This window comes from Streptosporangium sp. NPDC002721 (genome assembly GCF_042888905.1).
Taxonomy (GTDB): Bacteria; Actinomycetota; Actinomycetes; order Streptosporangiales; family Streptosporangiaceae; genus Streptosporangium.
The window spans coordinates 100,176-120,961 of sequence record NZ_JBIAQI010000024.1; the positions used below are offsets into that span (position 1 = coordinate 100,176).

General features: G+C 71.0%; 18 protein-coding genes. 9 read left to right on the forward strand and 9 right to left on the reverse strand.

What is annotated here, in order from left to right:
* Window positions 1-259 precede the first annotated feature (259 nt).
* The 3 genes from ACFYWM_RS31325 (at window position 260) to ACFYWM_RS31335 (ending at window position 5,724) form a co-directional block, all read left to right on the forward strand.
* Window positions 260-1,243 carry a GNAT family N-acetyltransferase gene (locus ACFYWM_RS31325; protein ID WP_389920927.1) on the forward strand — a complete coding sequence of 328 codons (984 nt, stop codon included), beginning with the start codon at window positions 260-262 and terminating at the stop codon, window positions 1,241-1,243.
* A gap of 178 nt (window positions 1,244-1,421) precedes the next feature.
* Window positions 1,422-2,111 (forward strand): response regulator transcription factor, encoded by a 690-nt coding sequence (locus tag ACFYWM_RS31330; protein WP_389920930.1) that lies wholly within the window; start codon window positions 1,422-1,424, stop codon window positions 2,109-2,111.
* A gap of 136 nt (window positions 2,112-2,247) precedes the next feature.
* Window positions 2,248-5,724 carry a DUF4153 domain-containing protein gene (locus tag ACFYWM_RS31335; RefSeq protein ID WP_389920933.1) on the forward strand — a complete coding sequence of 1,159 codons (3,477 nt, stop codon included), beginning with the start codon at window positions 2,248-2,250 and terminating at the stop codon, window positions 5,722-5,724.
* A gap of 145 nt (window positions 5,725-5,869) precedes the next feature.
* On the opposite strand, the gene ACFYWM_RS31340 is transcribed toward ACFYWM_RS31335, so the two are convergent.
* Complete coding sequence (locus ACFYWM_RS31340) at window positions 5,870-6,304, reverse strand: plasmid mobilization protein (protein ID WP_389920936.1); 435 nt, start codon at window positions 6,302-6,304, stop codon at window positions 5,870-5,872.
* A gap of 2 nt (window positions 6,305-6,306) precedes the next feature.
* A complete protein-coding gene (locus ACFYWM_RS31345; RefSeq protein ID WP_389920939.1) occupies window positions 6,307-6,615 on the reverse strand; it encodes a hypothetical protein in 309 nt (102 codons plus the stop codon).
* Window positions 6,616-7,055: 440 nt separating this feature from the next.
* Between ACFYWM_RS31345 and ACFYWM_RS31350 the strand changes: the two genes are divergently transcribed.
* Entirely contained in the window at window positions 7,056-7,574 is a 519-nt protein-coding gene (locus tag ACFYWM_RS31350; RefSeq protein WP_389920942.1) for a hypothetical protein, read from the forward strand.
* A 108-nt stretch (window positions 7,575-7,682) separates the two neighbouring features.
* Here the strand turns inward: ACFYWM_RS31350 and ACFYWM_RS31355 are convergent, their stop codons facing one another.
* A complete protein-coding gene (locus ACFYWM_RS31355) occupies window positions 7,683-9,383 on the reverse strand; it encodes a glycosyl hydrolase family 8 (protein WP_389920944.1) in 1,701 nt (566 codons plus the stop codon).
* A gap of 217 nt (window positions 9,384-9,600) precedes the next feature.
* On the opposite strand from ACFYWM_RS31355, the gene ACFYWM_RS31360 reads away from it, so the two are divergent.
* The 4 genes from ACFYWM_RS31360 (at window position 9,601) to ACFYWM_RS31375 (ending at window position 14,107) form a co-directional block, all read left to right on the forward strand.
* Window positions 9,601-11,124: an amidohydrolase family protein gene (locus tag ACFYWM_RS31360; protein WP_389920947.1), complete on the forward strand. Its 1,524-nt coding sequence runs from the start codon at window positions 9,601-9,603 to the stop codon at window positions 11,122-11,124.
* A gap of 191 nt (window positions 11,125-11,315) precedes the next feature.
* The gene (locus ACFYWM_RS31365; RefSeq protein WP_389920950.1) at window positions 11,316-12,425 is read left to right on the forward strand and encodes an alanine racemase; all 1,110 of its coding nucleotides are present in this window, start codon (window positions 11,316-11,318) and stop codon (window positions 12,423-12,425) included.
* 52 nt (window positions 12,426-12,477) lie between these two features.
* The gene (locus tag ACFYWM_RS31370) at window positions 12,478-12,864 is read left to right on the forward strand and encodes a Rid family detoxifying hydrolase (protein WP_362679598.1); all 387 of its coding nucleotides are present in this window, start codon (window positions 12,478-12,480) and stop codon (window positions 12,862-12,864) included.
* A 31-nt stretch (window positions 12,865-12,895) separates the two neighbouring features.
* Window positions 12,896-14,107 (forward strand): hypothetical protein, encoded by a 1,212-nt coding sequence (locus ACFYWM_RS31375; protein WP_389920953.1) that lies wholly within the window; start codon window positions 12,896-12,898, stop codon window positions 14,105-14,107.
* Between the two features lie 25 nt (window positions 14,108-14,132).
* Here the strand turns inward: ACFYWM_RS31375 and ACFYWM_RS31380 are convergent, their stop codons facing one another.
* Window positions 14,133-14,753 carry a LysE family translocator gene (locus ACFYWM_RS31380; RefSeq protein WP_389920956.1) on the reverse strand — a complete coding sequence of 207 codons (621 nt, stop codon included), beginning with the start codon at window positions 14,751-14,753 and terminating at the stop codon, window positions 14,133-14,135.
* A 158-nt stretch (window positions 14,754-14,911) separates the two neighbouring features.
* Between ACFYWM_RS31380 and ACFYWM_RS31385 the strand changes: the two genes are divergently transcribed.
* A complete protein-coding gene (locus ACFYWM_RS31385) occupies window positions 14,912-17,686 on the forward strand; it encodes an AAA family ATPase (protein WP_389920959.1) in 2,775 nt (924 codons plus the stop codon).
* A gap of 105 nt (window positions 17,687-17,791) precedes the next feature.
* Here ACFYWM_RS31385 and ACFYWM_RS31390 read toward each other — a convergent pair whose 3' ends face one another.
* The 5 genes from ACFYWM_RS31390 to ACFYWM_RS31410 all read right to left on the reverse strand — a co-directional run bounded on the left by ACFYWM_RS31390 (window position 17,792) and on the right by ACFYWM_RS31410 (window position 20,728).
* Window positions 17,792-18,193: a response regulator transcription factor gene (locus tag ACFYWM_RS31390; RefSeq protein ID WP_389920962.1), complete on the reverse strand. Its 402-nt coding sequence runs from the start codon at window positions 18,191-18,193 to the stop codon at window positions 17,792-17,794.
* A 219-nt stretch (window positions 18,194-18,412) separates the two neighbouring features.
* Entirely contained in the window at window positions 18,413-19,414 is a 1,002-nt protein-coding gene (locus tag ACFYWM_RS31395; protein ID WP_389920965.1) for a serine hydrolase domain-containing protein, read from the reverse strand.
* Between the two features lie 3 nt (window positions 19,415-19,417).
* Entirely contained in the window at window positions 19,418-19,570 is a 153-nt protein-coding gene (locus ACFYWM_RS31400; protein WP_389920967.1) for a hypothetical protein, read from the reverse strand.
* A 122-nt stretch (window positions 19,571-19,692) separates the two neighbouring features.
* Window positions 19,693-19,893, reverse strand: coding sequence for a DUF397 domain-containing protein (locus ACFYWM_RS31405; protein ID WP_389920970.1), 201 nt, complete (start codon window positions 19,891-19,893; stop codon window positions 19,693-19,695).
* The gene (locus tag ACFYWM_RS31410; protein ID WP_389920973.1) at window positions 19,880-20,728 is read right to left on the reverse strand and encodes a helix-turn-helix domain-containing protein; all 849 of its coding nucleotides are present in this window, start codon (window positions 20,726-20,728) and stop codon (window positions 19,880-19,882) included. The genes ACFYWM_RS31405 and ACFYWM_RS31410 overlap by 14 nt, the downstream gene beginning before the upstream one ends.
* Window positions 20,729-20,786 lie beyond the last annotated feature (58 nt).

Genomic DNA, 20,786 nt, shown 5'->3' on the forward strand with positions numbered 1-20,786 from the left:
GGCCGTCACGTGGCCCCGGAGTCCGCGTCGTGTCCATATCCGCGTCCGTGTCGTATCCGTGCCTATATTCGCACCTATGTCCGTGTTGTGTCCGTGTCCGTTTATCCGGTTGAGGGCGCGCCGGGCACGACGGTAGCCTGACCGTCCCTTCGAGTGTGAGGAGGTGAGGAGCAGATGTTCGCCATCCTGGTCACGCGCTCCCGCCTCGGGCGACAGGCCGCCTGAGCCCGGGAAGCGCATTCGCTTTCTGGAGTTTCGCTTGTCCAAGCTGTCCAAACCGTCCGACCTGTCTGACCCGTCCATGCCCGATGTGCGGTTCCGCCCGCTCGAAGCGGGCGAGTTCCACCTGTTCCACCGCTACGGCCCGCTCCCCGCCTCCGGGGTCGGCGCCCGCCACCTGCCCTTCGACGAGCTCGGCTACCGGCCCGGCTGGGTCTGGGTCGCGCTGCGCGGCGACGAGGTCGTCGCCAGGGCCGCCTTCTGGGGCCCGCCGGGCTCCGAGCACCCCTTCAGCCTCGACTGGCTCGACCCCGGGTCCGGCCCCGACCGGATCGAGGTGGGAGCCGCCCTGCTGCGAGCCGCGTACGCGGCCCTGGTCACGCCCGGGTACGCCACCCCGTCCGGGGCGCGGCCCGACTACCACCTGTTCCTGCCCGCCGACTGGCGCGAGCGCCCCGACGCGTTCGCGGACGCCTCCGACCGGATCGCCGCCGCCGAGAAGGCCGGGCTGCGGCGGACCGTCGAGCGGCTCAACCTGAGCTGGCTCCCCGAGTACGGCCTGCCGCCCAGGCCGGCCCGGCTCACCTTCGCCCCGGCCGACGACGACGAGGTGGTGGTGAACCTGCTGGCCCGCGTCGCCGAGGGCAGCCTCGACGACTGGGACCGGCGCAACCTCGCGGAAGGCGGCGCGAGGGCGACGGCCGGGAAGACCTTGGCCGAGGTCGCGGACATGCCCGGCGGGCGCCACCGGTGGCGGCTCGCCCGCGACGCGTCGGGGGAGCTCGTCGGCATCGTGATGGCGACGCGCAACTCCAGGAACGCCACGATCGGCTACCTCGGGATCGACCCGGCCCACCGGGGTCACGGCTACGCCGACGACCTGGTCACCGAGGCGCTGCACATCTTCGTCGCCGAGGGCGAGCCCGAGGTGAAGGACAACACCGACGTGGGCAACGCGCCCATGGCGGCCTCGTTCGCCCGGATCGGCTACCGGATCACCGGCCGCCGGCTGATCCTCGCCTGATGGCGAGGGCGGGGACGAACGCCTTCGGGTGATTTGGTCTGGTTTCGGTCTCTCCGGCCCGGGCGGGGTTCTCGTACGCGCGAGGACCCCGCCCGGTGGTCGCCCTGACCAGCGGGTGCGCAGAATCTTCACAATTCGCCACAGGTCTTCTGCACGGCCCAGGTCTACGCTGCCGGGCATGGCATCCCCTCAGCAACGACGTGTCCTCGTGGTCGAGGACGACGAGACGATCGCGCGGGCCGTACGCCACAGGCTGGCCGCCGAGGGTTTCGACGTGCAGGTCGTCGGGGACGGGCAGGCGGCGCTGGCCGCCTACGCGAGGACGGGGCCCGACGTGGTGGTGCTCGACCGGCTGCTGCCCGGCCTCGACGGGCTGGAGGTGTGCCGGAGGATGCAGGCGGCCAGGCCGGTGCCGGTGCTCATGCTCACCGCGCTGGGCGAGGAGACCGACCTGCTCGTGGGACTCGGGGTCGGGGCCGACGACTACATGGCCAAGCCGTTCAGCATGCGCGAGCTGGTCGCCCGGGTGCACGCGCTGCTGCGCAGGGTCGAGCGGGCCTCCCAGCTGGCCGTGACCGACACGGTCATCCGCCTCGCCGACGTCGAGATCGACACGGCGGAGCGCCGCGTCTACGTGCGGGGCACCGAGGCCCAGCTGACCAGGACCGAGTTCGACCTGCTCTGCCGCCTCGCCGAGCGTCCCGGCCAGGTCTTCGAGCGGGAGCGGCTGCTGGCCGACATATGGGGCTTCTCCGAGGCCGCGGCCACCCGCACGGTCGACAGCCACGTGCGGGCCCTGCGTCGCAAGCTCGGCCCCGGCGTCGTCCGTACCGTCCACGGCGTCGGCTACGCCCTCGTCAAGCCGTGAACGGCGACGTTCCGGCGCGGCCGTGCCCGTACGCCCGCGAAACGGCGGCACTCATGTCGGGACGAGAACCGATCGTCCTCTCCGTCACTCAGACACTCATGTGCACTTCCACTCCAACACCGAGAAGCGCCGATCATTGAGACCTCTCGACTTCCTGGGCCGGATCAAGATAAAGCTCGGACTGGTGATCCTGCTGGCCGTGGTGACGGCGTTCGTCGTCAACGAGGTCGGCATCAACGCCGGATACTCGCGCAACGTGCGCGTCGCGGTGGCCGCGGTGTTCGCGATGATCATGGTGCAGCTGCTCGCGCGGGGGATGACCAAGCCGCTGCGTGAGATGGCCGCCGCCGCGCAGACCATCGCCAAGGGCCGGTACGGCCTGCGGGTCACCGCGTCCTCCCGTGACGAGGTCGGCGAGCTCGCCCGCGCCTTCAACGCGATGGCCGCCGACCTGGGCGAGGTGGACCGGCAGCGACGGGAACTGGTGGCCAACGTCAGCCACGAGCTCCGCACGCCGATCACCGCGCTCCGGGCGGTGCTGGAGAACGTGGTCGACGGGGTCTCGGACCCCGATCCCGTCACCCTCGGCACCGCGCTCGCCCAGACCGAGCGGCTGGGCCGGCTGGTCGCGCAACTGCTCGACCTGTCCCGCCTGGAGTCGGGGGCCCGGCTGATCGAGCGCGAGGACGTCGAGCTGCTCCCGCTGTGCGAGCAGGCCCTGCGGGAGGCCGTACTGGCCAGGGAGGGCGTGGTGGCGCGCTGCGAGGTCCCCGAGGGGCTGAGCCTGCGCGCCGATCCCGACCTGCTCGCGCAGGTCCTCGCCAACCTGCTGGACAACGCGGTACGGCACAGTCCGGCCGGGGGACTGGTGGTGCTGACGGCCACGGCCAGGGGAGAGGGCGTCCGGCTGCGGGTGAGCGACCAGGGGCCGGGGATCGCGGCCGAGGACCGGGCGCGGGCGTTCGAGCGCTTCTCGCGCCTGGACGCGGGCCGGGCCGCCGACGACGGCGGCGCCGGGCTCGGCCTCGCCATCACCAAGGAGATCGTCGAACTTCACGGCGGCTCCGTCCACGTCGACGACGGTGTCGGCTGCCACGTCGTGGCCGACCTTCCGGAAAGGATCGAGATGAACCCCCCGTCTCCCGCCGCGAAGGGCTCCCTCCCCTCGGGGGCGGACGCCGTCGCCCCGGACAAGGCCTCCTCCGGTGAGGCTCCCGCGCCCTCCGCCCCGTACGAGGCCGGTGCACCGCCCGGACCTCGCGAGATCGGTGAGGCGCCCAGGACCCTCGGCGTCTCCGGCGTCTCCGGCGTCTCCGGCGTCTCCGGCATTTCCGGCCCGGTCACGGCCATGGTTCCCGGTGAGGTCTCGGGCCAGATCTCGAAGCAGGCTTCGGGGCAGGTGCCGGGTCAGGTCCCGGAAGGTTCCGGGCGCGACGTGACGACGTCCGTTCCGGTGCCCGGCTCTCCAGCCCCTGGAACGGACACCGGCACGGCTCCCGAAACGGCCACCGGCACGGACACCGGCACGGACTCGAAAACGGACTCGGGAGCGAGCCCGGGAACGGGAGCAGGCGCGGGAGCAGGCCACGGAGCCGTCGTCCCCGATGCCGCCAACCCGCCGCCCCCCGTACGGCCTCCCGCGCAGCCGTACCCCCCGAGGCCCGTTCTCGACCGGCAGGGGAGCGCGCGGCAGAAGGCGGTCGTGATGCGGAACTGGCCGGGAGCGTTCATCGGGGTGTTCCTCGGTGGCGTCGGAGGGCTGGTTTGCGCCGTGCTCGTGGGCATCGCCCTCGCGACCGTCGACCCTCTGCTGGGTGGGTTCGCCGGAGGCGTCGTCTTCGCCATCGGCGCGTTCGTCGGCACGGTCATCGGCGCCACCACGCCCACCGACGACTTCCTGGCAGTCGCCGAGCAGCTCCCGCACCGGCCTCCGGCGCAGGGACCCGTCGCGCAGCGCGTCACCGTACCGGCTCCGGCGGCTCCGCACGGGGAAGGGGTGACGAGTTCACCGGCGGTCTCCCGGCCGGGAGGAGGTCCGGTGGAACCGGGCGGGGGAAGGGGGCCGGGGATCCCCGGCGAACACGAGACACCGGGCGGAGGGAAGGGGCCGGGTGCTCCCGGCGGGTACGAGGCCCCGCCGATCTTCCCCCGGCCCGAGCTGCCGGACACGCCCAGGTGGGTGCTGCCGGTGTCGGCCGCCGTCGGGGCGCTCGCCGCGGTCGCGGTGCCGTACAGCAGGGCGGGGCTGGGGATCGTGCTGGTGTCCGCGGCGATGGGGATCGCGGCGATCCCCGCGGCGCGCAGGAGGATCAACCCCTGGTCGGCCGGGATGGGGGCGATCGCCTACGGGCTGGTCGCGACGGTGATGTTCAGGGACGCGGACTGGCTGGTCGGCATCCTCCTGCTGGCCGGGTTCCTGACGGCCGCGCTCGCCCTGTCGGGGGCCGGGCGCGGCTGGCTCGGGGTGATCAGGGGCGGCGCGTCGGTGGTCCTGGGCCTGCTGCCGGTGCCGTGGTTCCTCGGCGCGAGGCTGAAGGGCCTCGCGTCCCGCCGCCGGGTGGTGCCCGTGCTGCTGGGGGGCGGGCTCACCGTCGTGCTGCTCGCGGTCTTCGGGGCGCTGTTCGCCTCGGCGGACGCGGTCTTCGCCGAGGCCGTCGAGCGGGTGTTCAGCGCGCAGGCGTGGGCGGAGTCGATGCCGCTGCGGATCCTCCTCTTCGTCGTCTTCGCGGTCGTGGTCGCCTCCTCGGTACTGGTCGGGCTGCGGCCCGTGGCCGAGCCGAAGGCCCCCGACCTGAAGGTCACGGTCGGCCGCGGCCTCTGGGTGACCCCGCTGACGGCGCTCAACCTGCTGTTCGCCACGTTCGTGGGGATGCAGCTGACGGTGCTGTTCGGCAGTACCCGGTGGGTGCTGGAGGCCACCGGCCTGACCTACGCCGAGTACGCGCGCTCGGGGTTCTTCCAGCTCGTCGTCGTCAGCGTCTTCGTGCTGGCCATCGTGGCGGTCGCCTCCGGGACGCTGGAGCTCAAGGGGTTCGACCGCTGGCTGATGGCCGGGCTGCTCGGCGTGCTCTGCGTGCTGACCCTGGTGATCCTGTTCTCCGCGCTGCATCGCCTGGACCTGTACGCCGACGCCTACGGGCTCTCCCGTCTGCGGGCCTCGGTGTCGGCCACGGTGCTGTGGCTGGGCGGGGTCTTCGCGCTCGTCCTCGCCGCGGGCGCGGCCCGGCTCACCGGGCGCGGGCACGCGCGCTGGCTGCCCAGGACCGTCGTCGTCATGACGAGCGCCTCCCTGCTCGCGTTCGCGGTCTGGAACCCCGACCTGCGGGTCGCGGAGACCCAGATCGCCGTACGGGGCGTGGAGCGGGTCGACCTCGAATACCTGGGCGACCTCGGCGCGGAGGCCGTGCCCGCCCTGGACAGGCTGCCGGAACCGGCCCGCAGCTGCGTCCTGCGGGACGTGGTCGCGGCCAACGAGCTCGCCGGGCCCGACCCCTGGAACGGCTGGAACCTGGCCCGCCGCGAGGCGAGGGAACTGCTGGAACGGCGCCCGGTCGACAGGGGCGCCTCATGCCCGCGGACGCCCTCCCGGCTGGAGACTCCGTACCAGGACTGAGCGCCCCTGTGGGACTGATCTAACAGCCGGCCACACGAAACGGCGTCTGACCAGGGAACCGGCCCTGGTGAGGCGCCGCCGGGCGTCGTCCGGACGGGTGACCGTACGTCGCCCTGAACCGGTGTTCGAGGTCCGGCTGCCCGGACTACTCTCCGGCTTTGACCTTCTTCTTGCGCGGACGACGCAGTGATTTCAGGACCAGCGATCGATCGTGTTCGTCCGCCGCCGTGTCAAGCCCGATGCCACTGCGCTCCAGCAGTTCCACGATGTTCAGAACGGAATCCTGGAGTCGTCGGGTCTCCTCGCCGGACAGCACCGCCGCGGGCGGGGCGGCGGGTGCCGTCGCCGCGGCCTCCAACGCCACCTTGCGCAACCACGCGCTCAGTTTCATCCCCGCCGCCGTGGCGGCCTCGGTCAGCAGGCCGAGATCTTCGGGGCTGACCCGTACCGATACGACTCGGTCAAGAACGGCGGGTGTGGATTCTTCGGCGACCCGCTCGCGGTTGTCATAGAACCACTGGGCGCGCTCAGCCTCGTCCATCGCGGCGATGTCTTGCGCGGCCGGTTCGTGCTCGGTCATGCTCAGCCCTTCCTCGGGGTGTCGTACGCGGTAACCGGCCGTGCGATTTCCAGCTCGTACACACCCCAGTCACGCTTTTTGGTGACGGGATAGAGGATGACCACGGTGACACATCGCCCCGCGTCGGTCACCCCCACCAGGAGGTAGTGATCGGGGACGGGCTTCCCCTCCCTACGTGACTGGCGCACGTCAGGCAGGTTGCGGACGACCTGCTCGATCTCCTCCCGCGAGACTCCGTGCCGCTGCGCGTGGTCGATGTTCCACTCGTCCCAATCCAGCGGCAGTTCGATGATCGGGAGCGGGTTGCTCATCCATGGCCTTCCTCGTCATACAAGCTACCCTGTTTTTGTCATACGAATCAGCCTCGAAGGCAGAGCGTCAGACAGGCTTGTCGCAGGTCAACGTTGCACGCTATGGATATGTCTCGTCACCCAGATCGCGAAAATCGCCTCCTCTGTGGCGTCGAGGCCGTCTTCCGAAGCATCGATTTCGGACATCCGGGTGCCTCTGTGCGGGGGGAAGCGGATCGGCCGGGCGAGTACGGCTTACGTAAACGGGCTCGGTTTCGTGCCCACCGCCGTCGCGGCTGCTATCAGCAAGCCGGCACCCACTCTGCCGCAAGAAGGCGGGCCGACGATTGGATGATTCTGGTCACGTGGAACAGTTCTGGGCTTGCGGTCCGCGGCAGGCTCACATGCATTTCCCGGCACCCGCCGGGAGATGTCAGTTCATGATCGTAGGCTTGCCGCTCATGACCGATTCTCGCAGCGTGTCGTTCGATCTGCGTGTTTCCTACCGGCAGGCGTATCTCGTCGACGAGACCGATGACGCCATGGGCCCGGACGACCTGCTCGATGACCATCCCACCCATCCTGTCGGGATCGTACGGGTGGCGGACGGCTGCGCCTTTCTGATCACAGGCCTGCACACGGGCACGGTCGGCTTCTCGGTGACGGTGGCCGACCACGACCCGGGGGCGGACACCGACGGCTACGAGGACATCGTGGAGATCAGCTTCGAGTCCGAGGCCGGGCGGGTCTCCTTGCACGAGTGGGGCTTCGGGAGCCACGAGCTTCCCGAACTGCCCGCAGGACCGGCGTGGTACCGGTTGCGCTACCACGCCCAGAACATGGACGAGGCCGCGGAGGCGGACACTTCAGAGGAGATCATCGACCGCTATCTGCTGCAGATCTGGCCTGAGAGCGAGTCCGTCCCGCGCGTGGTCAAGAGCACGAGCGGATCGCTCGCCCAATGGCGCCGACCGGGCTGACACCCGGGAGGCTCCGCCGCCCGACGAGCAGGGAGAGCCGCCCGACGAGCAGGGGGAGAAGAAGGACGCGGTCCCCGACCCGAGCGCGGGGACCGCGTCACCCGAGGGTCAGGGCACCCAGTGGTTGCCGGTCACGGTGATCATGACCTGGAGCTGGACGCTGGTCGAGTAGTAGTCGTTGGCGGTGAACGGGGTGTTGAGCATCTTGTTCCACAGGGCGTCCAGCCAGGACTGGCTGCCGGGATCGGTCATCGCCGCCACCGCGAACGGGGCGAAGTGGGCCGGTGCGCTGCCGCTGGAGATCTGGGTGCCGTTGAGGGAGTAGCCGATCGCGATGTTGTTCGGGTTGCCGCCGGTCTTGCCCTTGATCCAGGTGTTGAGCTTGCGCGCGGCGGCGAGCGATTTGGCGTCGCCGCTGGTCACCGCGTCGTTGCCGATCCGCCACGGGTCGCGGCAGGCGTTCCACCAGAACTTGCCGTCGTTGGCGGACTCCAGTACCTGGTTCGGCGCGGGCCTCGGGGTGGTGTTGGTGTCGACCACGAAGTCGGCGAGCAGGCCCGTGTTGGGGGCGTAGGTCGCCTGCTGGGAGGCGATCAGGTTCTGGTGGTTGGTGCGGACGGTGTCCCAGGTCGTGTCGCCGGTGGCCTTACGGAACGCCCGGAAGTGGTCGATCATCCAGTCCGAGGAGCGGCTGATCCAGTAGTACTGGTCGCCCGCGCTGCTCCAGTCGCCGAGCTTCATCAGCTTGGTGGTCGCGTTGACCTCGCCGGACTTGATGGCGTTGATGTGGTTGATCGCGAGCTGCCTGTAGTTGTAGGTGCCCGAGCTGCCCCACTGCCGGTCGGCGAGCAGCAGGCCGTAGGCCACGTCCAGGTCGCCGTCGGTGGCGGAGTCGCCGCCGTTCACGCTCTGGCAGGCGGTGTTCTGCTCGGCGGCGAGCAGGCCGGGGGTGATCGACGACGGGTGGGCCAGGACGTACTTCACCAGGCCGTCGAAGATCTTCTTGGCGTCGGGGTCGGCCCCGGCCATCGTGGCGGTGATGACCATGCCGTAGCCCTGCGCCTCGGCGACGTAGGGGTGGTCGGCGTCGGGGGAGATGATCTGGTACCAGCCGTTGCCGCAGTTCTGCTTGACGAACGCGGCCTTCCAGCGCTGGTAGTAGTCGATCACCTTCTGGTCGAGCGTCGCCTGCGCGCCGGTCGGGCGCAGGATCCCGGACGCGTAGGGGAACTTGCGGGAGCCGAACGGCACGCCGGGGCTACCGGGGGGCGGGGTGACCGTGGGCGTGGGGGTCGGGGTCGTGCCGCCGGTGCTGCCGTAGACCTCCATCTCGTACAGCGAGTAGCCGTAGGAGGTGCCCCGCGCGGTTCCGTACATCCGCACGTAGCGGCCGGTGCCGGACAGGGTCAGGTCGTCGACGCCGCCGTCGCCGGTGGTGGTCGAGTAGGCGGGGGTCCAGGTGGAGCCGTCGGGCGAGACCTCGACGCGGTACGACCTCCCGTACGCGGCCTCCCAGGTCAGCTTGACCCGGGAGATGGTGGCCGAGGCGCCGAGGTCGACGCGGATCCACTCGGGGTCGCGGCCCTCGGCCGAGGCCCAGCGGGTGCCGGTGTCGCCGTCGAAGGCGGCGGCGGGCAGGAACGTGGAGTCCTCGTTGGAGGACGAGACGGCCGGACGGCCCTGGGAGAGCAGGGAGTCGGCGGCGAGGCCGGGCGGGGCCGCCAGCACGGACACCGATGCGATCAGTGCCGACGCCAGTGCCAGGGTGAGGACGGTCGAGGGGCGTTGGAGACGCGGTCTCGCATGCACAGGGGGTGCCCTCTCTGCGATCATCTAGTTAGGAAAGATTCCTAACTAGGGAAAGATGGCACCACCTTTGACACATTACGGTCAAGGGGTGTGGGGGACCCAAATTCCCCCGGCCCGCGATCGGGTCCGTGATCCAGGGGAAATCCAGGACGTGGGCAGGGAGAACGAAGGTGAGCGCTGGATGTGGCGAAGACCATCCGAATGATTGAATCCCGACATGTCGTTCGATGTATTGATCAAGGATGGCTGGGTGCTCGACGGCACCGGAGCCCCGGCCCACCGGGCCGACGTCGGTGTCGAGGGTGACCGGATCACCGCCGTCGGCCGCCTGGACGGCGCGGACGCCACGACCGTCGTCGAGGCAGCCGGGCGCCACGTCATGCCCGGCCTCGTCGACTGCCACGCCCACGGCGACGCCCTCGTCCTCGACAAGGAGGTGCAGCTCGCCGCGCTCCGCCAGGGGGTGACCACGTTCGTCCTCGGCCAGGACGGGCTCTCCTTCGCCCCCTCCACCACCCCGGAGACCTTCGCCTACGCCACCCGCTACTTCGCGGCGATCAACGGCGTCCACCCCTCGGCGGACGGGCCGGTCGGCGTCGGGGAACTGCTCGCGGGCTACGACCGGGCGACCGCGCTGAACACCGCGTACCTGCTGCCGCACGGCACGATCCGCCACGACGTGATGGGCGCCGCCGAGCGGGCCGCCACCGCCGACGAGCTGGCCGCGATGCTGGCCCGCGTCGAGCGCGGCCTGTCGGAGGGCGCCTCCGGCCTCTCCACCGGCCTGGAGTACGCCCCGGGCCGCTACGCCGACGCCGCCGAGATCGCCGCGCTCTGCGCGCCGCTGGGCCGCCTGCCGTACGTGACGCACATGCGCGGGTACGGGGCCGCGGCCCCCGAGGGGATGGCCGAGGTGATGGACATCGCCCGGCGCTCGGGCGCCGCCGTGCACGTCTCGCACTACCACGGCCCGGCCGCCACGCTCCTGCCGCTCGTCGACGAGGCCCGGATCAGGGGGATCGACATCACCTTCGACACCTACCCCTACCTGCGGGGCAGCACGATCCTCGCGATGGTCGCGCTGCCGAGGTGGATCCCGGCCGCCGACACCGTCCGCGCGCTGGAGCTGCTGGAGTCCGAGCCGATCGAGTGGGACGAGACGCTCTGGCCGAGGATCACCTTCTCCCACGTGCCCGGCGCCGAGTGGGCCGAGGGGATGACGCTGCCCGACGCCGCTGCCGAGGCAGGGATGGAGCCGGGGGAGTTCTGCCGCAGGATCCTGATCGACACCCGGCTGGAGGCCGGATGCGTGACGGCCCGTCCCGACGAGGGCCCCGAGGGTGAGGCGTCGGTCCGCGCGGTCCTGCGCCACCCGGCCCACACCGGCGGCTCCGACGGCATCTACGTGGGCGGTCACCCCCATCCCCGGGGCTACGGGGCGTTCGCCAGGATGCTCGGCCACCACGTCCGCGAGACCGGCGACTGGACCCTGGAGCAGGCCGTCGTCCACCTCGCCTCGCACCCGGCCCGCCGCTTCGGCCTCGAAGGGCGGGGCCTCGTCCGTCCCGGCCAGGTCGCCGACCTGGCCGTCCTCGACGCCGGCGCGGTCGCCGACCTGGCCACGTACGCCGTCCCGCGCACCCCGGCCACCGGGATCGGCGACGTCCTCGTCTCCGGGGTCCCGGTCCTCGCCGGAGGCGAGCTCACCGGGGCCACCCCCGGCAGGGCGCTGCGCCCCTGATCCCCTGGAAGCCCCGGGGGTCCCTCAAGAAGCCCGGGGGTCCCTTGAGAGGCCCCGAGGGCGCGGCCCTGGAGAGGCCGCCGTGAGGATAGGGTCCTCAGGGCGGCCAAAGGGGGACAAGATCTCCCGCGCCCGGATCCGGCGGCCGGTGAGCCGGCGGGTCCGCCGAGGCGACCGGAGGGGGACGGCACGTGAAGGGGATCGTGGATCCCGGGGCCGCGCTGGGGGCCTCGCTGTTCGGCGGGGTGTTCACCTTCCCCGTGATGGTGGCCCACCGCGGCGCGCTGGAGCACAACATCGCCACCCTCGCGGCCTTCACCCGGGAGTACGGGCTCACCTTCGCCCCGCACGCCAAGACCACCATGTCCCCCGAACTCGTCAGGGCGCAGCTCGACGCGGGCGCGTGGGGGCTCACGGTCGCCACCCCCAGCCAGGCGCTCACCCTGCGCGAGTTCGGCGTCTCCCGGATCGTCCTCGCCAACCAGGTCTTCGACCCGGCCGGGCTGACGGCCCTCGCCGCCCAGCTGGCCGGGGACCCCGCGTTCGAGTTCCTCTGCTTCGTCGACTCGGCGGCCGGGGTCGAGGCGCTCTCCCGGCACGCCGGGCCCAGGCCGTTCCGGGTGCTGGCCGAGCTCGGCCACGAGGGCGGACGGGGCGGCAGCCGGACCCTCGCCCAGCTGCTGGAGGTCGCCTCGGCGGCGCAGGCGGCCGAGGGCGTGGAGCTCGCGGGCGTCGCCGGGTACGAGGGGTCGCTGGGCTCGGCCGCGGAGGTGCGGGCCTACCTGCACCGGCTGCTGGAGGCGCTGGAGCACCTGCGGGTGCGCGACCCGATCCTGTCGGTGGGCGGCAGCCAGTGGTTCGACGTGATCGGCCGTGAACTGGCCGCCTGCCAGGCCAGGGTGATGCTGCGTAGCGGCGCTTACATCTCCCACGACGACGGCTACTACCGCGAGCGCACCCCGTACACCAGGATCGACGGGGAGCTGCGCGCGGCGCTGGAGATCTGGGCGCACGTGCTGAGCGTCCCCGAGCCCGGTCTGGCCGTGGTCGGCTTCGGCAAGCGCGACGCGCCCTTCGACGAGGGGCTGCCGATCCCGCGCGGAGCCGTCGCGGACGCGACGGTGCTCAAGGTACAGGACCAGCACACGGTCCTGAGGCTGGCGCCGGGCTCGCCGGTGGGGCCGGGGGACCTGGTGTCGTTCGGCATCTCCCACCCGTGCACCGCCTTCGACAAGTGGCGGGTCATTCCGGTGGTCGACGAGGAGTACGTCGTCGTCGATCTGATAAACACCTTCTTCTAATTTCTTGTTCTTTCCGTTGTTGAGGTTCTTCCCGTTGCTGAGGATTGGTGAGATGAGCGACAAGCAGGAGCTGAGGACCGACGAGGGCGCGGCGCCCGTCGGGGCGTACTCGCAGGGCCTCGTGGTCGGCGACTTCGTCTACACCTCGGGCATGGGGCCGCTGAGCCCGGAGACCGGCGAGGTCGTCGGGACCGACGTGGCCGAGCAGACCCACCAGGTGATGCGCAACCTCGGCGCGATCCTCGCGGCGCACGGGCTCGGCTTCGACGACGTGGTGAAGTCGACCGTGCACCTGGAGCACCTCAAGCGTGACTTCGCCGCCTACAACGAGGTGTACAAGTCGTATTTCACCCGCCCGTACCCGGTTCGCACGACGGTCGGCTCCGACCTGATGGACATCCTCGTCGAGATCGACTTCGTGGCCTACAAGCCGCGTTAGAGTCTGACCGACTTCGTGGGAGGGCGGCGGCTTGGACAGCTCGCTATACGTCTACGTCGAGGACGTACGCGGGGAGGGCCTCGATGCGGTCCTCGACCGGATCACCGGGTACGGCGTGACGGGCGTGACCGTGGCCGCGGCCTACCACCGTGCCCGTGACGTCACCCCGCACGGCCGCTCCCGGGTGACGCTGCGCAGCGACGGCGCGCACTTCACGCCGCCCGCCGACCTGTTCGACGGCCTGCGGCTCGTCCCGCCCGTCCAGAACGGCGCGGGGGACGAGCCGCTCGCCGCCCTGCGCCGGGCCACCGCCGAGCGCGGGCTCGCGCTGCACGGCTGGACCGTCTTCCTGCAGAACACCACGCTCGGGCTGGCCGACCCGGACGTGACCGTGCGCAACTGCTTCGGCGACCGCGGCTCGCCCGCCGACCTGTGCCCCTCCCACCCCGACGTGCGCCTGTACGCGGTCGCGCTGGGCCGGGCGGTGGCCAGGCAGGGCGTCGACAGCGTGGTGGCCGAGGCGCTGCACTTCGGCACGTTCGGCCACGGCTACCACCACGAGCGCAGCTTCGTCCCGCTCGGGCCGATGGACGCCTTCCTGCTCGGCCTGTGCTTCTGCGGCTTCTGCATGCGCCGCGCCGCCGACCTGGGCGTCAACGCCGAGGTGGCGCGAGAGGAGTGCTCCAGGATCGTGGGCGCGGTGCTCGACGGCGACCCTCCCGCCCAGGGCGAGGTGACCCGCGCGGCCCTCACCGCGTACGCGGGGCCCGAGGTGGTCGCCTACGCGCGGGCCCGCTCGGAGGTGGTGACCTCGCTCGTCTCCGACGTCTCCACCGCCGTCACCGACGAGGGCTCGCGCCTCGTCTTCCTCGACGCCACCGGCGCCGTCAAGGGCTACACCGACGGCCTGCCCTCGCCGGGGCTCGCCGCGCACGACTCCTGGCAGCTCGGCGTGGACCTGGTCGCCCTCGGCGACCTGGTGCCCTCGCTGGGCGTGCTCGCCTACGCCCGCGACGCGGCCAGGGTCGCCGACGACGTGGTCGCCTACCGGCGCTCGACGGGCAAGGACAAGGAGCTGCGGGTCGTCCTGCGGCCGGGCCTTCCCGACACCGACTCGGCCGACCGCCTCGCCGCCAAGGTCCGCGCGGTGCGGGCCGCGGGGGCGGACGCGGTCGACTTCTACGCGTACGGGCTGATGCCCTACCCGATCCTGGACCGCATCCCGGGCGCCCTCTCGGCCTGACTCGGGTGTTCGGAAGGCTGTTCGTTCAGACGGAGCGGCCGGAGAGGGCGGTCGCGACGCCCAGGCCCAGGTAGACGATCCCGCTGGCCCTGCCGATCAGGGGTGCCCTGCTCCTCAGCCGCCCGCCGACGGCGCCCGCCGCCATGGCGTAGACGAGGTCGGAGAGCAGGCCCAGAAGCAACAGGATTCCGCCCAGGACGGCGATCTGCAGCGGCACCGCGCCCGCCTCGGGCACCACGAACTGGGGCAGGAACGCCAGGAAGAAGAGGATCACCTTGGGGTTGAGCACGTTGACGACCACGCCCTCGAAGAAGATCGACCGAAGCGGCTGCGGCGCGGCCTCCCCGCTCGCGAACTCCTGCCTGCTCGTCAGCGCCCGGATGCCCAGATAGACCAGGTAGGCCACACCCGCCCACTTGATCACGTTGAACAGGGTCGCCGACCGCGCGATCACGTACGACAGGCCGGCGGCCGCCGCGGCGATGTGCACCATCGTGCCCACCTCGACGCCGCACGCGCTCGCCACACCGGCGGCGCGGCCCTGCGAGACGGCGCGGGTGATGATGTAGACGTGGTTCGGGCCCGGTACCAGCACCAGCGCCAGCGAGGCGAGCGAGAAGATCAGCAATGTGGACGGGGAGATCATGCCCCCGAGCCTAGGGTCGTCCCGGTCCTCGTCGTCAGGACCAATGCGCGGGCCCTTTGGTGTACCAATCGGTCTGGGTTTGTCGCTTTATGGGGTACCAATGGGGGCCTGCCGGCGGGATGTCGATTCCGTCGGTACCCCGTGCCATACTCGCCGACGTGGGGTGGCAAAGTACGCGGAGCGTTCTGATCGGGCGATCGGCGGAGCTCGACCGCCTGACCGCCGTGCTCGACACCGCGGCCACGGGACGGGCGGGGGTCGCCCTCGTGGGAGGTGACGCGGGCATCGGCAAGACCCGCCTCATCACCGAGCTGGCCGGGCGGGCCGAGGCCGCCGGGTTCGCCGTGCTCGTCGGCCAGTGCGCCGAACTCGGCGACGCCCTTCCCTACCTCCCGCTCGCCGACGCCCTGCGCTCGGCACGCGGGGAGCTGCGCGCTGCGCTCGACGCGAGGCCGGTCCTCGGCAGGCTGCTTCCCGGCGGCACCGACTCCGGCGGGGAGAGCACGTCGAGCCTGACGCAGCAGCAGCTCTTCGGCTCGGTGCTCGGCTTCCTGTCCACGCGGCCCGTCCTGCTGGTCCTGGAGGACCTGCACTGGGCCGACCAGTCCACCCGCGACCTGCTGATCTTCCTCAGCCGGATGCTGCAGACCGAGCGCGTCTGCCTCGTCGGCACCTACCGCACCGACGATCTCCACCGCCGCCACCCGCTGCGCCGGGTCCTCGCCGAGCTCAAGCGTCTCCCCTCGGTGACGCCGGTGGAGCTGGAGCCTCTCGGCCGCCACGAGATGACCGACTACCTGGCCGCGCTCGGCGGCACCGACGCGGGCGTGATGCGGAAGGTCGTCGACCGGGCCGAGGGCAATCCCTTCTACGCCCAGGAGCTGCTGGACGCCGCCTCCGAGGGCTCCTCGATGCCCGACGGCCTGGCCGGCCTGCTGCTCTCCCGGGCGGAGCTGCTCTCCGACCCCGCCCAGCGGGTGCTCGGCGGCGCGGCCGTCGCGGGCCGCCGGGCCGACCACGACCTGCTCCAGCAGGCCTCCGGCCTCGACGACCTCGCCTTCGAGGAGGGCATGCGGGAGATCGTCTCGCGCGGCCTGCTCCGCCCCGACGGTGAGTACGGCTACGCCTTCCGGCACGCTCTTCTCCAGGAGGTCGTCTACAACGACCTGCTGCCCGGCGAGCGGACCAGGATGCACGCGGAGTTCGCCCGCCTGCTGACCGCCCGAGGGGGAGCGGCGGCCGAGCTCGCCCACCACTACCTGGCGGGTCACGACCTGCCCGGGGCGCTGGCCGCGTCCGTGGAGGCCGGGCGCAGGGCCGAGCGGCTGGGGGCTCCCGCCGAGGCGCACCGCCACTTCGACCGGGCGCTCGGGCTCTGGGACCGCGTCCCGGACGCCGAGCGGCCGGCCGGGATCGACCACGTCGGCCTCGCCGCGCGCAGCGCCGCCGCGGCGGCCGACAGCGGCGACAACCACCGGGCGATCTCCCAGCTCCGGCGCCTCCCGCCCTCCGCGGAGATCAACGAGCGGCTGTCGTACTACCTCATCGACACCGACGACGCCGAGGGCGCGATCACCACCGCGTACGCGGCCGTCGAGGCGGCGCCGGAAGGGCCCGTGCGCGCCCGCGCGCTCGCGACCTACGCCCGCTCGCTCTACTGGACCGAGCGGCACGACGAGGTCGAGGCCACGGCCCGCCGCGCCCTGGAGACGGCCCGCGCGAGCGACGCCGCCGACGCGGAGACCAGCGCGCTGATCACCCTCGCCGCCCTCGCCGCGCTCGCCGGCGACATCTCCCGGGCCAAGGATCTGCTCGCCTGCGCGAGCGCCGAGAGCTCGGGCAACCTCGCCATCGACCTGCGGGCCATCTTCACCTACGCCCGGGTCCAGTACGAGAGCGGTGACCTCGCGGAGGCGGCCGTCACCACCGACCGGGGGCTGCGGCTCGCGCGCGAGAGCGGGCTCAACTGGAGCACCTTCGGCACCGACCTGCGCTTCCTGCGCCTCATGATCCACTACGTCGCGGGGGAGTGGGACCTGGCGGAGAAGGTCGCCTCCGGGTTCGCCGTCCGCGTCGGCACCCCGGCGGAGGCGCTCCTGTCGTCCTTCGCGCTCTTCGTCGAGGTGGCCAGGGGCCTGCCCGTCGTCGAGGAGCGCCTGTCCTGGCTGAAGTCCTTTTGGTCCGGCGACGTCACGGTCATCGCGATGAGCCGCGGCCTCGCCGCCGAGCACGCCCTGTGGCACGGCGACCCCGAGACCGCCCTCGACCACGCCCGTGCCGGGCTCGACGCCCTGCTTCCCAACGACCCCGCCGTGATCCGGCTCAGCGGCACCGCCCTGTGGGCGCTGACGGAGCTGGGACGCGCGGAGGAGGCCGACGCCTTCCTGGAGCGGGCCAGGGTGCCCGCGGCCATCGGCCCCGGCTCCGTCCGGCGCGGCCCGCTCGGTCCCGAGGGGCTGGCCTGGCTGGCCAGGGCGGAGGCCGAACGGCACCGCGCGCACGGCCGCCTCGACGTCGCGGCGTGGCGCGCGGTGGTCGAGGCCTTCGACTTCGGGTTCGTCTACGAGGTCGCGCGCTCGCGGTGGCGGCTGGCCGAGGCGCTGCTCGTCGAGGGCGACCGCGCCGCCGCCCTGGAGGAGTGGAAGCTCGCCGTCGAGGCCGCCGAGTCACTGGGCGCCCGGCCGCTCGGCGAGGCCCTGGCGGAGCTGGGCCGCAGGGCGCGCTTCACCTCCGCGCCGCCGACCGTGCTCACGGCCCGCGAGCAGGAGGTGCTCGCCCTGGTGGCCGAGGGCCTGCCCAACCGCGAGATCGGCGAGCGGCTGTTCATCGCGCAGAAGACGGTGAGCGTGCACGTCTCCAACATCCTGGGCAAGCTGGGAGTCTCCTCCCGCACCCAGGCCGCCGCCGTGGCCCACCGGGACGGCCTGCTCTGACGAGCTGTGACATGGGCTTCGTAAGGCCCGGTCGTGATCGGCTTCGCAGAGGTCAGGCGTCGCCCTGATCGGCCCCGTGAGGCCGGTCCTGATCGCTCCGCGGGGTCATGCCTTGCCCCGGCCGCTGCGCGCGGTGAGGGCCAGCTCGCGGACGACCTGGATCAGCTCCGCGGGATCGAAGGGTTTCGTGAGGTAGGCGTCGACCCCGATTCCGAGGCCCCGCCGCTTGTCGTCCTCCTGCGCCCGCGCGGTGATCAGGACCACCTTGATATGGCTGGTCCCCTCGTTGTCGCGCAGCCTGGTGGCGGTCATCCAGCCGTCCAGCCGGGGCATCATGACGTCCAGCGTGATGACGTCGGGCATCACGTCCAGCACCCGGTCGAGGCAATCCTGCCCGTCGGAGGCCGTGTCAACCTGAAACCCCTCAAGGGTCAGGTTGACCGCGATGAGCTGCCGGATGACGTCGTCGTCATCCACTACCAACACCCTGCCCAGAACCTCTCCCACGGCGTGAGGCTAACTCCTCTCTCCCGCCCCCGCGCGGGTTTCCGAAGATGTGTACGTACGGTTATCCACAGGCGACAGATGTTTCCCGCTTTTTCACGAGAACTCCGGGCTCGGTGGACACGCCGCCGGAGAGGCTCGTAGAGGTGGGGACGAGGAGACTGAAGATCCCGAACGGAAGCTTTGGCGGTCGGGGCAGTTGGGGCGACCGGTGTGTGGCGATCACCGGCCTTCCTCCCCGGTGAGCCGGGCCAGCAGGTCGAACCCGTGGCGATCCACCGAGACCGAGGTCGCGGACATGACGACCACGCCGGTGCCCGCCGCGCGGTCGACTCCGAGCCACGTACGGAACCCGCCGGTGCCGCCGTTGTGCAAGGTGACGGAACGCTTCTTCACTTCGACGGTGATCCACGCGGCGCCGATGCGCACCGCCGGGCCGGAGAGTTTCGCCACGGGGTCGAGGGCCGTGACCCCGGGAGCGGTGCCGTCGAGCAGGGCGGACGTCAGGCGCGCCATGTCCTCGATCGACGCCCGGATGCCGCCCGCCGGTCCGAGTGCCTCGCCCGTCCACGGCTGCTGTACCCGTCCCGACCTGCTCCTGCCGATGACCGCGCCGGGCAGCAGCTCGTCCGGGTTGGAAGGCGTGTAGAACACGCCGAGTCCCAGGGGTTCGGCGACCCGCTTGCGGACGAGGTCGCGGTAGCTCGTCCCGGCCGCGTGCGCGATCGCGTGGCCGAACAGCTCGAACCCGAAGTTGGAGTATCTGGCTCGTGGTTTCCCGATCTTCACCCCCTGTGCCTGGGCGAGAAGCTGTTCGAGGCTCTCCCCGTAGGGATTCGTCCCGTGCCGCCACAGCGCGAGGGTCCGCCGCCACGGTTCCGCCGACTTGGGCAGGCTCGGCAGCCCCGAACGGTGGGTGCTGAGCGACGCCAGCGTCACCCCCGCCACCGGCGTCCCGTCGAGCCGCAGGAACTCGCCGAGAGTCGACGTCGCACGGATCTCTCCGCGCGCGAGGGCGTCGGCGTAGAGGAGGCCCGTGACCCCCTTCGAGATCGAGCCGATCTCGAAATCCGCGCCCAGGGGCGCGCCCACACTCGCCACCGTCGTCCCCTTGGGCGAGACCGTCGCGACCGAGATCACAGGGTGCCGATCACCCGCGAGCCCACGAATCCGCGCCGCGAGTTCTCCGTCACCGTACGAGGTCATTGGTCGCCTGTCATCCATACGTCAACCATAGTTGACGAGCATCGCGACGGCAATCCTGGTCGACGCGAACGAATGTTCCAGAAATGGCCCGCCCGTGGTCGGCGCGGACCGCTTCCCGCCGCAGGGAAGAGCACCGTCAAGGTAATCAACCACCACGGCGACGAGGTACTTCATGTCTACGACGCGTAAGGGAAATCTGGTCCTGGAGCATGCTCAAACAGGCTCACAAGAGTGGGAGTTGCTGCACAGCCGGATGGTCTTCAAAACGGTTCCGGCCGTACGGCACTCGTTTCAGATCAGATTTCTCCGCTGCGGATGCCCGTCAGGAAGTTGTTCCAAGTCGTCGGGGAGAATGTCAGCATCGGGCCGGTCGGGTCTTTGCTGTCGCGGACGGCGATGAGGCCCGGAAGATTCGTGGCTACCTCCACGCAGTTGTCACCGCCGCCGCTACGACTGGACTTGCGGAACTCGGCAGTAGATAGATCAGGGGAGGTCATGGTCGCTCCTCATCGCAGCGATGACCGCTGCGGAGTCCTTGGGGGGCAGGCAAAGGCGGGCAAGTCGTTCAAACGACAGTTTAAGATTTTGCACTTGGTCCGGCGCCTCCACGTAGATCTCCCCTCCCAGACACCCGATATAGCCTGCGTCCAGGTCCTCATCATCGAATGACAGCAGAGAGAAAGCACCCTCAAGGCCTGGATGTGCCCCTACCTGGAGCGGTAGGACCTGAAGTGCGATGTTAGGTCGGTCCACAAGCTGAAGAATGTCGTCGAGTTGGCGAGCCATGACGCCAGGTGGCCCGACAGGACGGCGCAGGGCGCAGACGTCGATGAGAGCGTGCAGTCTTGGGGCACGTGCGCCGAGCAGGTTGATCTTCCGTGTCATTCGGGCGTCCACGCGCCGGTCCAACTCGATGCTGGTGAGTTCTGGGTGCACAGCGTGGATGATCTCGCGGGCGTACTCCTCACTTTGGAGAATGCCTGGCACCAGGAGTGGTTCCCAGGTACGGATGGCCGTCGCCTCGGATTCCAGACCGACGTAGGAGCCGGCGAACACATCGCTGTAGGCGGTCCACCAACCACGTTGACCGGCATTCTGACCAAGCTGAATCAGCCCGGCCTTCGTCGGCGGGTCCACAGCGTACAGATCGCAGAGATTGGCCACGTCCGTGCCGCTGGGCATGGTTCGGGCGTTCTCGATGCGGCTTAGCTTGGCCGTGGACCAGTGGAGTGGTGTAGCCACCTCTTCTAGCGTGAGGTCTGCCTTCTCGCGGAGTCGTCGCAGCTCACGACCAAGGCGGCGGTGTCGGACGGTGGGGCTCATAGAAGCCATGCCGACAAGCATGCCTGATCGCCGTCGTCACGCGCCGAGTAAATTTGCACAAGGTACT